The 14,430-nt window shown below is 44.0% G+C and carries 10 protein-coding genes and 1 pseudogene; 1 reads left to right on the forward strand and 10 read right to left on the reverse strand.

All coding sequences use genetic code 11. The features are described from left to right. Positions 1–15 precede the first annotated feature (15 nt). From CS562_RS27895 to CS562_RS27905, 3 genes and pseudogenes are all read right to left on the reverse strand, one after another. Positions 16–1,047, reverse strand: coding sequence for a phosphotransferase (locus CS562_RS27895; RefSeq protein ID WP_099858844.1), 1,032 nt, complete (start codon positions 1,045–1,047; stop codon positions 16–18). A 601-nt stretch (positions 1,048–1,648) separates the two neighbouring features. Then, positions 1,649–1,965 (reverse strand): annotated as a pseudogene (locus CS562_RS33610) (MMPL family transporter); the annotation flags it as partial. Between the two features lie 697 nt (positions 1,966–2,662). Beyond that, positions 2,663–3,085, reverse strand: coding sequence for a MarR family winged helix-turn-helix transcriptional regulator (locus CS562_RS27905; protein ID WP_099858845.1), 423 nt, complete (start codon positions 3,083–3,085; stop codon positions 2,663–2,665). Between the two features lie 149 nt (positions 3,086–3,234). On the opposite strand from CS562_RS27905, the gene CS562_RS27910 reads away from it, so the two are divergent. Beyond that, positions 3,235–4,707, forward strand: a complete 1,473-nt coding sequence (locus CS562_RS27910) for an MFS transporter (RefSeq protein ID WP_099858940.1) — start codon at positions 3,235–3,237, stop codon at positions 4,705–4,707. A 146-nt stretch (positions 4,708–4,853) separates the two neighbouring features. On the opposite strand, the gene CS562_RS33235 is transcribed toward CS562_RS27910, so the two are convergent. The 7 genes from CS562_RS33235 to CS562_RS27940 form a co-directional block, all read right to left on the reverse strand. Continuing rightward, the gene (locus CS562_RS33235; protein ID WP_218966752.1) at positions 4,854–6,893 is read right to left on the reverse strand and encodes a subtype B tannase; all 2,040 of its coding nucleotides are present in this window, start codon (positions 6,891–6,893) and stop codon (positions 4,854–4,856) included. A gap of 225 nt (positions 6,894–7,118) precedes the next feature. Further along, positions 7,119–8,465, reverse strand: a complete 1,347-nt coding sequence (locus CS562_RS27920; protein ID WP_180287233.1) for a sensor histidine kinase — start codon at positions 8,463–8,465, stop codon at positions 7,119–7,121. A gap of 89 nt (positions 8,466–8,554) precedes the next feature. Continuing rightward, positions 8,555–9,256: a response regulator transcription factor gene (locus tag CS562_RS27925; protein WP_076291338.1), complete on the reverse strand. Its 702-nt coding sequence runs from the start codon at positions 9,254–9,256 to the stop codon at positions 8,555–8,557. A gap of 363 nt (positions 9,257–9,619) precedes the next feature. Then, a complete protein-coding gene (locus tag CS562_RS32685) occupies positions 9,620–9,712 on the reverse strand; it encodes a hypothetical protein (RefSeq protein WP_257219627.1) in 93 nt (30 codons plus the stop codon). Between the two features lie 679 nt (positions 9,713–10,391). Next, on the reverse strand, positions 10,392–11,699 hold the full coding sequence (locus tag CS562_RS27930) for a 6-phospho-beta-glucosidase (protein ID WP_099858847.1): 1,308 nt from the start codon (positions 11,697–11,699) through the stop codon (positions 10,392–10,394). Continuing rightward, positions 11,684–12,676, reverse strand: a complete 993-nt coding sequence (locus CS562_RS27935; RefSeq protein WP_099858848.1) for an N-acetylglucosamine kinase — start codon at positions 12,674–12,676, stop codon at positions 11,684–11,686. Before CS562_RS27935 ends, CS562_RS27930 begins: the two co-directional genes overlap by 16 nt. Before the next feature lie 107 nt (positions 12,677–12,783). Then, positions 12,784–14,427, reverse strand: coding sequence for an extracellular solute-binding protein (locus CS562_RS27940; RefSeq protein ID WP_099858849.1), 1,644 nt, complete (start codon positions 14,425–14,427; stop codon positions 12,784–12,786). Positions 14,428–14,430: the final 3 nt, after the last annotated feature.

Genomic DNA, 14,430 nt, shown 5'->3' on the forward strand with positions numbered 1-14,430 from the left:
TCATGATGAAACAATTTAATTGAGCTTATGAAGTGTACCGTTCTTATGTTCATTGAGCAGCTCTGAGAAAAGCTTGCTAGAGTAATCAATCCTACGCTCTGGAAACTCGCCTGTAAGTATAATCTTCAACATATGAAGCAGACGTTTACCCGTTAGTTCAGTAGGCCCGAGAGACCATTGTCTAATACTGGGATATAAGTATATCAACCCAGAGTAACGAAATGCTGCCCTCAATCTTTCATAAAAATCATCATAGCTGAGTGATATACCGTTCGCAATTAATTCCTTGTAATAAATTTTGGCATCCTCAAGGTTAAAATAACTAGCCAGATCAATATAAAAGGGCGCATAATAACACCATCCGAAATCAATAAAATAGGGTTTTCCTTTGTAATAATGGATGTGGGAACCGTCTACGGATTGCAAATCTCCATGCGTAAGAGTCAGGCTTTCCTTCTCATCATACAAAGCCACCATATCACGTGCAAAAGCATTGGCTTTTTCACGTAGTAATGGCAGATACGCGCCAAATTCCTTGTAAAATTCGGGGTTCTGCTCTATAAGCGTTTGAAAATGGTCCACAGACACTTGTGTAACTAAATAATTTTCCCAATAATGACGGTCAGCATGGGGGAGCCACAGCATCTCCGATCCTCTATGCATATTAAGGGCATGGATTCTAGCTAATGCCTCCGCAACTCTTGGCGACCAGTCTACGCCAGGCGGAGGAAATTTAACACTACCCAGATCTTCTATCGCCATCCATCTAGGCTCATCTGTTTCTAGATCTAGTGAAAAAGTGGCGGGCGTGTTCTGATGGCCCTGGTCAGTTAACGTTTTCATTGCCATGCGTTCTTTTAGGGCAGCCTCTTTATATATTACGCTCTCCTTTTGACCATTTTCATAAGTAACCTCTATACGACGTACATCCGCACCAGACCACCCACGTTCAGCATCCGTCATATACCCTTGCTCTAGATGACGTATTTTTCCACGTTGTAGTTCTTCAGCTAAACCTTGAGCAATTATGATCATATTATGTTCCAAATTAATCTACCTACCAATCTAGTTAATATAAGTTACTCAATAGAGCAATTTTTTGAACTCCTAAGAAATCTCAAGCAAATAGGTGTCCAACGTGCCTTCGAGTTCACTTCCTTCCTCATTATTTTTCAAAACAAAAAAAAGGGCAGAAAATGAACAAATTGTTCATCTTCTGCCCCTGTAGAGAATTGACTAACGGATAACATAATGTCCAATTCAACCGAATGTCAAACAAATGACACTTGTCAAAATAGGCTTAATGTAAAAAAAACCATGCATGAGAGCACGGTTCCGCAGTCAACTAGAAGTAGTTGATGTCCCATGTTCTTAACTAATGCAGGGGTTATTCCATTTTATTACACGAAAAAATAAACCACTTAAATAAGCGGATTTCTGCAATTTAAATGAAATAAACCTAATGCAATTAACTAGCTAAGAACAACAGCAGACACTTGATACTTCCCCCTTATATTGAAACTAGCTATAGTATAGATTGAAAACAGGAACTAGTCAAAATTCTAAATGCTTTTTGAGGAGCAGCGTTAAACAAAAGGATTACCTCCGAGCCGTTGATACATGCCCTAGGTAATCCTTTTCTATTTATTTAGTGTATGGAATCATGGGAGACATGCTGCTCCTTCAGCTGATTCCCGTCGCGTGCACGACACTCTTGCTCCTCATTCGTCCTGCGGCCCATGAAAGGCCACCAGTTCGCTGGCCCGAACGAACGGACCATAACGGGAATGAATAGCGACAGCATGAGCAAAGCGTATATTAAACAGTCCACAAAGCACAATTGTTGCAATCTGCAGGAGTGACATTACGCCAGAAGGGAGCATTTACCGCAAACGTACCGCCCAGAATAACCGCTGCAGACATAATGACTGTTCCCAAGTTTTTCATCGCTTCAAGAATAGCTTGCGGCGAGATGTAAACGAATTGCTTCGGAATTCCAGAGTCATGTTGCTAATTTGGAGATAAAAGTTGATATACATAAAAAGGAGAAGCAAAAGAATGCATAGGAATATCACGGAAAACCTTATTTATATGATCGAACATTGAGGAAAAAGCCGCTTACAAAGAAACACAATGTAGCTGAATCAACTGCTCCTATGTAAAGGGAATTAAAGAGACGGAGGAATCAAAATACTGAGACACTTTATTCGTGGTGTTGTGTTGAATTCATGTTGAGTACGATAATGAAGATACATAGTTTTGTTGAATTCGAAGAATACTTTGCATCATGCATAATACCTTATCGCCAGAAGCTCAACTCAAGCAAAATTCTTTTAGGATTTAGTGCGGGTGGATTTTAGGTTATCTCTATTGCAACAGGTCTCGTTTGGTGTTTAAACACAAAATGGCGCAGGCAGTAGCTATATCCACAGGACGCATTTCGATAGCTACGATTATAAGTGTACCTGCAGGATCCTTGATCGATTCAATGTTTTATTGTCTCAGCTGTTCTTGGTTTACTGGTTATCAGGCAAATCGCGGTTGCGAGTGACAGAGCCGGAATCATGATTGTATTCACTCGGGCAATTTCCAGATACCCCGTCATGATTATGATCCATTCTTTTCCGGTAATATCCGCGTCAGTTGCTATGACCTTGATCATCTAACCCTGTTTACTGTCGTAAATTTTTTTGAGCAGGTCCGCAAACTGCTGTTTATCGCTTTCGGACAAACAATTCGTCATCTGAAGGCTGAACTCATCCAAAATCCGTTTCAGCACAGGTTCGAAATCTTTCGCTTTTTGCGTTGGATAAAGCAGGTAAGAACGACGATCGCGAGAGTCCACCGAACGGTAAACGTATCCCGCCTCCTCTAGCTGCTTGACGCAACGGGTCGTAGTCGCTTTATCGAACTTCACTTCATTTGTGAGCTGGTCCTGGTTGAGCCCGGGATTCGACAAGATGGCTTTAAGATAATTGTGGTGCCCGCCACCGCCGATATCAAATGGTTTTAATATGCTAGCCAATTCTTTTTGGTTAATACGATGAATGTAGGACAACATTTTGCCAATCGAAGGTTTCTTCAATCCAGTACCTCCTTAAGATCTTTTGTATCCAAAAATTTTACCTCATGCAAGTTGCGTACGCAACTAACTTAAAGTATAATCAAAACCAAATTAGTTGCTAATGCAACTAATTGATTTTGACGATAGTAAGGGGTGATTATTTAGTGAAACTGGAAGACGAGAATCGTTTCATTACTTATCAAGATGACCCAGTAATCCAGAAAAGACGTTGGATCATCCTGATAGTCCTGAATTTATTTACATTTATGTCGACGCTCGACGGCAGTATCGTCAATATTGCTCTGCCTGTTATCGCGAAGCGGATGGATCTGACAGTAGCTGAAGCGGAGTGGATAGTCACCGCTTACCTGATGACCATTTGTGCAGCGATCCTCTTTTTCGGCAAGCTCGGAGACATCGTTGGTAAAATAAAAGTGTTCAAATGGGGTATGATTATTTTCACGGTTGGTTCCCTTCTATGTGGGCTCAGCTTCAGCCTGCCGTTTCTCCTGGGTTCACGACTACTCCAAGCCTTGGGCGCAGCGATGACGATGGCCAACAGCCAGGGCATCATTACAGACATCTTCCCAACAACAGAACGGGGAAAAGCGTTGGGGCTGATCGGTACATTTGTCTCGCTTGGCAGCATTGCTGGACCGAGCCTCGGCGGTATTATCGTATCCGGACTGGGTTGGGAGTACATATTTTTGGTAAATATCCCGGTTGGACTGATCGCGATTGCGATTGGGTGGAAGGTACTTCCTGCTGATCGTACCAAACTGAAGGTGCGTATCGATAAGGCCGGGGGGTTGCTATTCCCTTTATTTATCATAGCTTTATTTTCAGGTCTACTGCTCGGGCAGCAGGTCGGTTATGGGGATATGCGGATCGTCGCTGCGTTAATCATCTCCGCCATTGTTTTTGTTATTTTCCTTTTCGTTGAGATTCGTAATCCAGAACCAATGCTAAAGCTCGACCTGTTTAAAAATCCGCTGTTCAGCTTAAGCATTTTATGCGGCTTTCTGGTATTTGTGGCCAACTTTTGTTTTAACATCATCGCACCGTTCTATACTCAAAGTATTTTGAATCTTACACCCTCCCACGCTGGGCTCTTGCTTATGCTGTTTCCTATTGTCATGGTAATCGTAGCTCCACTCAGTGGCGCATTATCGGACAAAATTGGTTCCGAACTGCTCACTTTCGCAGGACTCGTTGTGATGGTCATCGCTCAAGTCGGACTTGCTCGACTCCATAGCGGCAGTTCTATTATTCTGGTTGGGAGTTGGATCGGTATGCTCGGTCTCGGCAGCGGTTTGTTTCAATCTCCGAACAACTCGTTGGTAATGTCAAAAGTCCCCAAAACCCAACTCGGAATTGCAGGCAGTATTAACTCGCTCGTCCGCAATATGGGCATGGTCGTGGGAATTACGGTTGCTACTACCACTCTGTTTGGTGTTATGAGCAACTTGGCTGGTCGTAGGGTTACAGGACTTGTGCCGGACCGCCCCGATCTTTTTCTATCAGGCATGCACGTGGTCTTCATGACCTCCGCTTCAATATGCTTAGTAGCCGCAGTACTTACGGGTTGGAGGCTATGGTCGGCAAAACGGACTTTACGCAGTGAACATTTACGGTCTCGATAATAATATACATCGAAAAGTAATGGTATGATTTTCAAATGTTAGGTTTTTGACCTCGTAGCAATCCGGATAAAAGTAAACATTTCAGAAAAAAGGAAGCCCTCAATTACTTGGGCTTCCTTTTTTCATTCATTTCAAATATATCAATGTTAGTTTGCCACAGTGTTAATTGTTACGGTATTTGTAGTGCTATCAATCACCAAATCCAAGTTCAATAGGTTAGCTGCTTCACTTAGCTTCACATAGTTATTACCCTGAACCATGTATGCTGTCAATTGAACTTGTTGGCCATCCAAGTAAATCGTGGATGCTTTTGACGTGACTTGTTCAGAAGCCAAAGAGGTTGTTCCGGCAAGTTCCCCGCCATTTGGCGTATAAGATTTGCCTGAAACCAGGTTTACCGTTTTTTTGGTCGGCTCCCAAGTGATTTCAAACTGCTTGTCTGACCCAGTAACAGCCATCGCCAAGTCTCTTAGCTTCAGATAAACACTTCCATCATGCTCATAAGTTGAAGCAGCTACATCCTCATTGTTGACTTTAACGGTGATATTGTCAGATGTCTTTGATTGATCATCATCAGACTCACTCGAGGACTTTGCAACAATCTGGTCAGCCCATGCAAACAGCTCCTCCAAGTCATAATCACCGCTATGCGTGACATCCCAAGGCATCGCGAAGTCCACATTGTATCCTTTGTTTTGCAGTGTCGTTGCGAGAATTGTCGAAACCGCAAGAGAAGTATCGCTATCTTTGGTACCGAAACGAATCCGCCAGTATGTTGAAGTATCCGCTCCTTCGGTATCGATATAATTAAGGGGATTCATTATTTTGATAAGTTCTGAATCCGCCATTGTACCCCCTGCTGTATCATTCTCCATGCCGTATTCTGTGAAGTGCTGATTATCAATGGTATCCGTTCCAAATAACTGATTTTCTCCATTACCCAAATCTAATCCATCAAAGGCAGATGGTGACTTCATTCTTGTTAGATAGATAATATACTGGTCGAAATCGATATCCGATACTGTGCCATTTTTAATGGTAATCCAAGTTTTGTCGGACAGATCAATACCCTCATCCAATGCTTTTTGAGCCGATGCAATGACATAGGATTTAACATATTCCTTAAAAGTACCATTGCCATCGGATCCTAGCGTCAATGCCGTTCCATCCGGTGCTGTCAGACCCAGGCTGTTTAAATATGACGGGAACATGGCGCTCAGATCGTCAGAAACTTTAATCTCATCTTCGGTCAATTTAGTGGGGGTGCTGTTTCCTCCCATTCCTCCAGGCATCCCACCTTCAGGTAATCCACCCTCTGGGAGTTCAGGCGAGTCACCTTCCGAAAGTTCAGGCAGTCCGTCTTCTGATGTTTTGGGTCCACCCTGTCCTGCAGCAAGTCCAAATGTTCTTGGTGTAACTGTATTAATTCCGTTAAACTGCCACTCATAAGCCATATCTGCGTGCTCCAAGTCAGTAATTGGCGTGTATACGGCTGATGCATAAATATCATCACGCTCATCGGCCGCACCTAATTCTTCTAGATAAGGCTCATAATCCGCGTCATTGCCTGTTGCACCGAGCAATGCAGACATTGCACCTCCAGCACTGGTACCATCGGAAATAATCTTCTCGGCGTCTCCAGGCATAACTTCGTCGTTATAACGCAGATAGCGAACCGCAGCTTTTAGATCGACAATAGCGGCAGGCGCTTTTCCTGTATATGTGCCATCTTCATCTTGTGTTGTACGACCTCGTGCTCCGGGTTCGGCCACGACATAACCTTTGGAGAGTGCAACGATTGCATTTTCTCCCCCTCCCATTCCTTGTCCCGGGCTTCCAGGTGTACCAGGAAGGTAACCCGCAACAGTATTAGGGAAGTAAATAGGGGCCGTGTCCGCTGTGTAGTTGTTAATCGTTCCTCCTTCAAAGTATTCTTCTGGGACATAAATATTCATAATTTCATATTGGGTGTCAACCGGACGCTGCACGTATACTATCTTCTCATATGCACGGTATTTAATCGTTTGACCGTTATAAGTTAGGCTCTTCTCCGTGTAATTCGTTGTGTCAAAATCCAAGCTGTACAATTTGTTCTCTGTACTTGTTGCCGCACTGGCTACGCTAACTAGCGGCATACTCATCAGAGCAAGAGCAAGCAATGAAGCAACCCATTTTTTAGTTTTCATATACATTCTCCTTTTGAATTTGAGATGGTAGGTAACTTTCCTTTTCCTAATTTAGCAAAACAATGTGGCGAAAAAGTGGCGTGAGGGTGGCTAAATATCGAAGCTAGGAGTCAACTGAAATTTCATTGCAAAAAAATAGGGCGACTTTCCCCAGTCCATTTCTGGGGAAGGCCGACCTAAACAAGCATTTACTTCATGTATTTGTTCAAAAGCTCAAACACCTATTCAACTTTTGATACTCCTATGCAAAGTGAAAATAAAGCGAGTACCTGTCCCTGTAGCCTCGACCGAAATGGATTCATTCAATTGGGTTAGAATTTCCTTAGCCAGAGATAATCCTAATCCTGTTCCTGGTCCTGCATGGGATTTATCTGACTTATAGAAACGTTCGAAGACGTAAGGAAGATCCTCCATATCGATTCCCATCCCTGTATCTGTCACAGAGAGATAGATACAAGTATCATTCCAGTTTGCATCGATAGTGACCTTGCCTTCAGGCTCAGTGAACTTAAAAGCATTATCCAAAAGAATCGTGAATACCTGCTCGATTCGATCTTCATGTCCGAAAAAATCTGGCATATGATAAGCGTTTTCCGTTATCGTGAAGCGAATATCTATGTCTTCAGCCAAAACGGTAAATCGGGTACTTAATCGTTCCATAAGTTGGGCTGGACTAGTGTTCACTTTTTGGATGGCCGAAGATCCTGACTGCAACCTGGACAGTTCGAGCATATCATTGATAAGACGTTGAAGACTTAATGATTCATGAAGGATAGAGTGATAGAATCGCTGCTTGCCCTCTTCGTCAACCAACATATTATCGCATAACGTTTCACTCATCGCCCGAATAGAAGCGAGCGGCGTTCGTAACTCATGCGTCACATTCGCCACATAATCACGGCGTACCTGTTCCAGTTTAAGGGAAGCCTGATGATTCTGCTCTAATTGGGAGGTAAGGATATTCAAAGATCGGGCGAGGTCTCCCAGTTCACCATAACCTGTTTCCTGAACCCGGACGCCATACTCTCCTCTAGCCATAGCTTCGGAGGATGAGGTCATATCTAGAATCGGATTAATCATGGAACGGATAACTCGATAAATAATATAGAGCGTCAGGATTAGTGCCAAACTAGCTGTGAGTATAATCGTAAAATAAAATCCGGTTTGTGCACTCGAATAGTCCGAGACCAATTTGATTAGAAAGAGTCCGCCAATCAAATGGCCTTCACTACGGATGGGTTGACCGATGAGAATCGAGTCACCTCCAAAGACTTCAAGGTTTGTGATAATTGCGACTTGACCACCTGAAAGAATTTTACTGACATACGGTTTGATTGCCTGCTGTATATCCTCCTCAGTGAAAGGGAGAATTAGTTTCCTTTCTTTTCTGGACAAGGAGGACTGATCAGTAAAAGCATCCATTTCTTTTGAATGCAAATCATAAGCCTTAATAATAAAACCTAATTCAGACAAACGAGTAGATGAATAGCCATTAGTTCCGATATCATCTGCAATTATTTCCATCTGTGGCTGAAGTTCCGATAGCTTGTTTTCGATAAAATAGGATTCCAAGAATGCCCTTCCAATGAGTAATGCAATCAAGAATACGGATATAAGAATGAAAGCGATTGAAACAAACATTCTTTTTAGTAAAGAAGGCTTCATGAGTGCACCTCAAATTTATATCCGATTCCATAAATTGATTTCAGAGTCCACCCGTTATTGTTTTCAGGAAGCTTTTTTCTAAGGCGTTTGACATGTGTATCGACAGCGCGAGTATCTCCAAGATAGTCGTATCCCCACACTTTGGATAAGATATGTTCCCTACTTAGTACCTTTCCAGCATTTGTAGCAAGTAAATACAAAATTTCAATTTCTTTTGGTGTTGCTGGTATTAGCTGACCATCGACAGACAATTCGTATCCGTTCAGATCAATTCGGAGCTGTTCATATTCAAAAATGTTGTTTTGTTTAGAGAGTACGGTTAACTCAGGTAATACTCTCCGTAAAACCGTTTTTATTCGAACTACAACCTCTCTTGGTGAGAAAGGCTTCACAATATAATCATCTGCACCAATTTCAAGTCCAATAATCCGATCCAACTCATCTCCTCTTGCAGAAAGCATAATAATTGGCACAGAACTTTCCTTTCTAATTTCTTTACATACATCGGTTCCGAATATCTCAGGCATCATAATATCCAATAAGATTAGATCCGGCTGATTGTTCCGAGCGTATATCAGTGCCTCTTTTCCATTATAGGCTGAGGTGAATGACATTCCTTCTGAAGTCAAATAACTGCCAATCGTTTCGTGTACTGTTGAATTGTCATCACAAATAAGTATGTGAATAGGCTTTCTCATTCTGTTTCCTCCATTATGGGACTAACATCTCAAATGCATAACTCTACTTATCATGTTAGTTTGATATCTGCAAAGTCAAGTGATACATTTCGAATTAGAAAATGAACGGGAGAACTTGCATTATGTAATTATGTGTAAATCCAACTTTTTTAAAGACAATTCATTGATACGTGCAAAGTCTGGGTAATTCACCTCTTCTACTGGTGGATAATGTTCCTTCCAAAAGAAAAGGCATACTTCGTGATTAATGAACCATGCACCTCTGTTCCGATTCAGAACCGTATCTTAGTAAAGGATATATATCCAATTTATACTACTGGATGCGGTATATAAAGTTCTTCTAAATTGTAATTTCTTCAGGCGTTATTTAACCGATAACGTTGAAACCGCATCTTGGAAATGGCTAATTTTGTTCGAACCGATTATTGGTGCTGTGACCTCATCCTTTTGAACCAACCATGCAAGAGCAATTTGTGAACGCGTAATTTTTCTGTTAGCAGCAACTTATGCTACTCTTTCAGGAAGGTTTGTTGAAGATTATTCATCTGATATCCGGTAGCACAACCCATCTGTGATTTCATCCCGTGTCAACGCAACCCACCAACGGAAATCAGTAATTTTAGCAGAAGTGCTCGGAAATTTATCAAAGAGCACCTCTGCAGATCAAACCTATACATTAAAAACGTTCAATAATAAAAACCGACCTTTTCTCGTGAAAACAGATGCGAAGGGAGAATTGTGGATCATCCTTGGATTAGTCGGGAATATGCACGTATGTATGGACAACCACCAATGCTGGATGTTCAAAACTTAGCGTGTCAAGCTTGTCTTACTGAAAAGAAAGAACCTCTTTAAGAAAGATTATGCTGTAGCTTATGACAGGTTAGTCTAACTACAAATTAAATCTGAATAGATACTGTTATTGGGAAACATAAGAGGGATAGAAATCATCTGATTTCTATCCCTCTTATGTTTATTAAACGAATTTAAAGTCAAATTCATGCTTTCTGTTGCAATATCAATACATTGATAATTAAGGATATTTATGAACATCTTGACATCTTCATAAGTTAAAGCTGACTTAGGGTTAAGTCATATTCTTGTTCATTAATATTCTTTACATTACTTACTTCCTTTACCTCTCATGGAAGAACTGCGGCAAATATTTGCGGTTCTGCTCCAGCATTTCATTCAGCATCGCTTCTGAGATACACACTGAATCGGTCAGCGGATGTGAACTAAGAGCGAGCAGTGCTTTCTCCCTACTTCCCGAAACCGCCGCTTCAATGGCCAGACTCTCATAGGTCTTCACCGCTTGAATCAGGCCGACTGCGGCATCCGGTATTCGTGTAATCGGTACCGGAACAGCGCCTTTCTTCGTCACAACGCAGTTTACTTCGATACTGGAATCCTCTGGCAAAAAGTCCAGAGTGTCGCCGTTCATGACGTTCAGCGTTAGAACCTCTCCGCTATCCGTATGAATCGCCTTCATCAGATTAACAGCCGCCTCGGAATAATAGGCACCTCCACGTTGCTCCAGTTGCTTCGGTTTCTCCACTAGCTCTGGACGCTTGTAAATCTCAAATAGTTCATCCTCAAGGCGCTTGACCATCTCAGCCCTCGTCTCCCCTATGGCTGCGGCAGCCTGCTGCTCCGCCAACATCTCACGGTGAAGGTAATAATATTTCAGATAATAGGACGGAATAGCGCCAATCGCCCGAATCAGCATAGCGTTCCAAGCAAGCTGCGGCACGTTACTGGCCGAGTAGCTCCCCCCTGCGTCCAATAACTCCTCCAGCTTGGACTCTCCATCAATCTCGATCCGACTGATCCAGTGCAGATGATTTAACCCGACAAACTCGCAAAAAATGCGTTCCTCAGGCACCTGATAAAGTGCAGACAGCCACTTGTAGGCGGCGATTGGGGAATTGCATAAACCGATAGAACGTATGCTGGAATGCTTCATGATGGCTTCCGTTACCATTCCGGACGGATTCGTGAAATTAAGTAGCCAGGCGTCAGGACATAACATCTCCATATCCTTGCATATTTCCAAGAGTACAGGTATGGTACGCAGAGCCTTCATCATTCCCCCGGCTCCGGTCGTCTCCTGCCCGAGCATTCCATATTTCAATGGGATCGTTTCGTCCCATGCTCTAGCCTCCAGCAACCCTACCCGCATCTGTGTAGATACATAATGGGCATCCCTAAGTCCTTCCTTGCGGTCCAAAGTTAAAGTAATACTAATCGGCAGTCCGCTTCGTTCAACCATTCGCTTCGCCAGCCCGCCAACAACGGTGAGTTTGTGAAGACCTTCCGGAATATCCACCAGTACGATATCCTTAACCGGAAAACTATCATAATGACGGATGAAACCTTCAATCAGCTCAGGGGTATAGGAAGAGCCTCCCCCAATAACAGCGACCTTTAATCCAGTGCCCATTTCACATTTCTCTCCTTTACGGCAAGTGCTTGGTGCAATTGGTCATACACAGTGGAATCTGGTTTCACCCCGTTCTCATCCATTGCGAGCAGGATGGCACCCGCTACTGGCTCAAGGGCCAAGATTCGCAATCGGCACTTCGGTGCTGCTGTAGTAACCTGAGACTCGATATACCGAACCACATAATCTCCTTCTCCACGAGTTAGCACGCTGCCAGCCAATACAACATCAAAAGAATCATTGCCCATGCCAAGTTTATGAATAACCGCACTGGCGACTTTCCCCAGCTCCAAACCTTGCTTCTCCAATATTTTTCTTGCGACTTCATCCCCAGGCGCAGCCTGAAACAGCAGTTTCGCCAAAGTATGTGGTGCCCTTCTTCCATCGTCCAAAAAACGGTGGTACATCTCTTCCACGGTTTCGAAGGTAAGCGCCTTCAATGTAAGCGACGTCAATGTAGTTGGCTGCTCCCTACCTTCCCATGAACGAATGACTGTCCGAAACACCTCGACGGCCAGTTCACCGCCTCCGCCAAAATCGCCGAATTCATAACCGAAGCCTCCGATCTGAACCTCCTCGCCTGCAACGTTAACACCATATCCATTCGTCCCGCTTCCGCATATAAGGACGACCCCATCCGTCTGCCTTGTACCGGCTCTCATGGCAATGACAGTATCGCATAAGATACGATATTTCTTTAAACCCATTGCGCCTATTATTGGCCGTAATATGCGGAAATCCGCCTCACGATCGGCTCCCGCAAGCCCGAATGTAGCGTAAGTGATATTCTCTTTGCCAAGCCCCGCCTGTGCATAAGCCTCATCAACGGCCTGAGTTATACTTTTCTCTGCAAAGGCAGCACCAAGCTGATGATTGCCGCAGCCGCTGATTCCCCTGCCTAATATTCGTCCAGTTTCGTCCGCCACGACGGCCAATGTCTTGCTTCCTCCACCGTCTACTCCCAAGTAATAATTCAAGTGTGATCTCTCCTATATCGCCCGGCTAATGAAGCCGCCAGCCAAGACTTTCGGGCGAAAGCTTCGCGCAAAAATCTTAACGAAAGGACTTCTCCCAGCCATGACTTTTATTTCGCTGCTGCCATTTTCGCCTTATTCTCCTGCCATCTCGCTGTTTTGTACTTCAACAACTTGTCATAACCGGATTTTTGCGCATCCGCCTCAGCCTTATCCAGAAGCGAAAGCACTTCCTGATCCGAAGTTGTGGAGCTTATCGCTTTAGCTCTAACTTGCTCATAGATCTCAAACACGCGCTGTGCAATAATGCCTTCTTCCGAATCGCTTGCAGGATCCAGATTGGCGAACTCCGTTGTGTTCATCTGCGTCTTCCACGTAATCTCCGATTGCCAGTACGTTTCAAAATTCCGCTTCTCTGGCGGAAGGGTAGACTCGAATTTCATCTTAGAATTATCCACATAGACCGTGTTTCCGTTCCATTGAAAGTTGACCGTTGCGTTCATCAACTCATCACGACCTTTAGCATCGCTTGTGAATTTGTCGGTGAACAGCGGCATATCCTCCTCGTCCGTTCCATCCCAATATAATCCTTCTGGCCCCCACATAATCGTACGTTGGCCATCAGGACCTGTGAACCAATCCAGGAAGGCGAAGATGGCCTCTGGATCTTTGGCCGATTTCGTAATGACGCTGACATTCCAGCCTAGTTGTTTATAATCACCCGGGAAAATCTTGTTGCGATCCAACTCCGCTTTGTGTACAGGCCATACCATGATGTAACCAGCATCCGGGTCTTGCGCTTTAAGCAGATTGTTGCCCTTGGAGCCAAACTCGGTGGGACTGGACGCCACATAAATGGCTACTTTGCCGTTTATAACCTTCTGCTCGACCTGCTCCAGCTTCTGTGTGAAGGCATCCTGAGTGACAAGTTTTTCACGGTACAGACGGCTCATATACTGCAGCAGCTCACGATAGACAGGATCCGTGAACAGCGATACGAGTTGATCCCCTTGTGGAACGGCGATCATACTGTTGAATGTATGTGGGCGATTTTCTGCAAACGCAGATACCATGATGTCCACTCCTGCAGCAGTTTGACCAACCTCCAGCGGAACGACATCTGGATACTTTGACTTCACTTGCTTCAAATAGACGTACAGATCCTCTGGTGTTTCCAGGCTCGGCGAGCCGAGTTCCTCGTAAATCTTCTTATTGACGAGATATCCTGCGTTGCCGTTTGGCTGCGTCGTATACCAGTTAGGGAACTGATAGAGCTTACCGTCAGGTGAGCGAAGCAATTCGAGCGTAGACTCCCCAGCCCACTTTTTCAGATTGGGGTATTTATTCAGATAATCATCGAACGGGACCAACATCCCCTCAGAACGGAGCTTTTCGACATCCGCTCCACGATCCATCCATATAACATCCGGCAGTTCACCGGCGACGATCATGGTACTGAGCTTGTTCTTGGCGACGCCACCGGAGCTGATCGGCACGACGTCGATCTTTTTATTCTCTTTGATCCACTTCGTCGCAGCATCCTTACCCCAATCCGGCATTGTGTACCAGTCATAATGGCCGTAGAATGAGAACTCCAGCGGTTTCTCTCCCAGTACAAAGGTATCCCCCGAGACTGGGGAATTCTTCTCTTGGCTTGCAGTATTACCTCCTGAACCCGAACATCCCATTAAAGCCATGACAATGATAAGTGTGACTGACAAGCCAGAGAGAAGGTTCTTTTCCCCTTTTTTCATTAT

This window comes from Paenibacillus sp. LK1 (assembly GCF_002750415.1).
Lineage (GTDB): Bacteria > Bacillota > Bacilli > Paenibacillales > Paenibacillaceae > Paenibacillus > Paenibacillus taichungensis.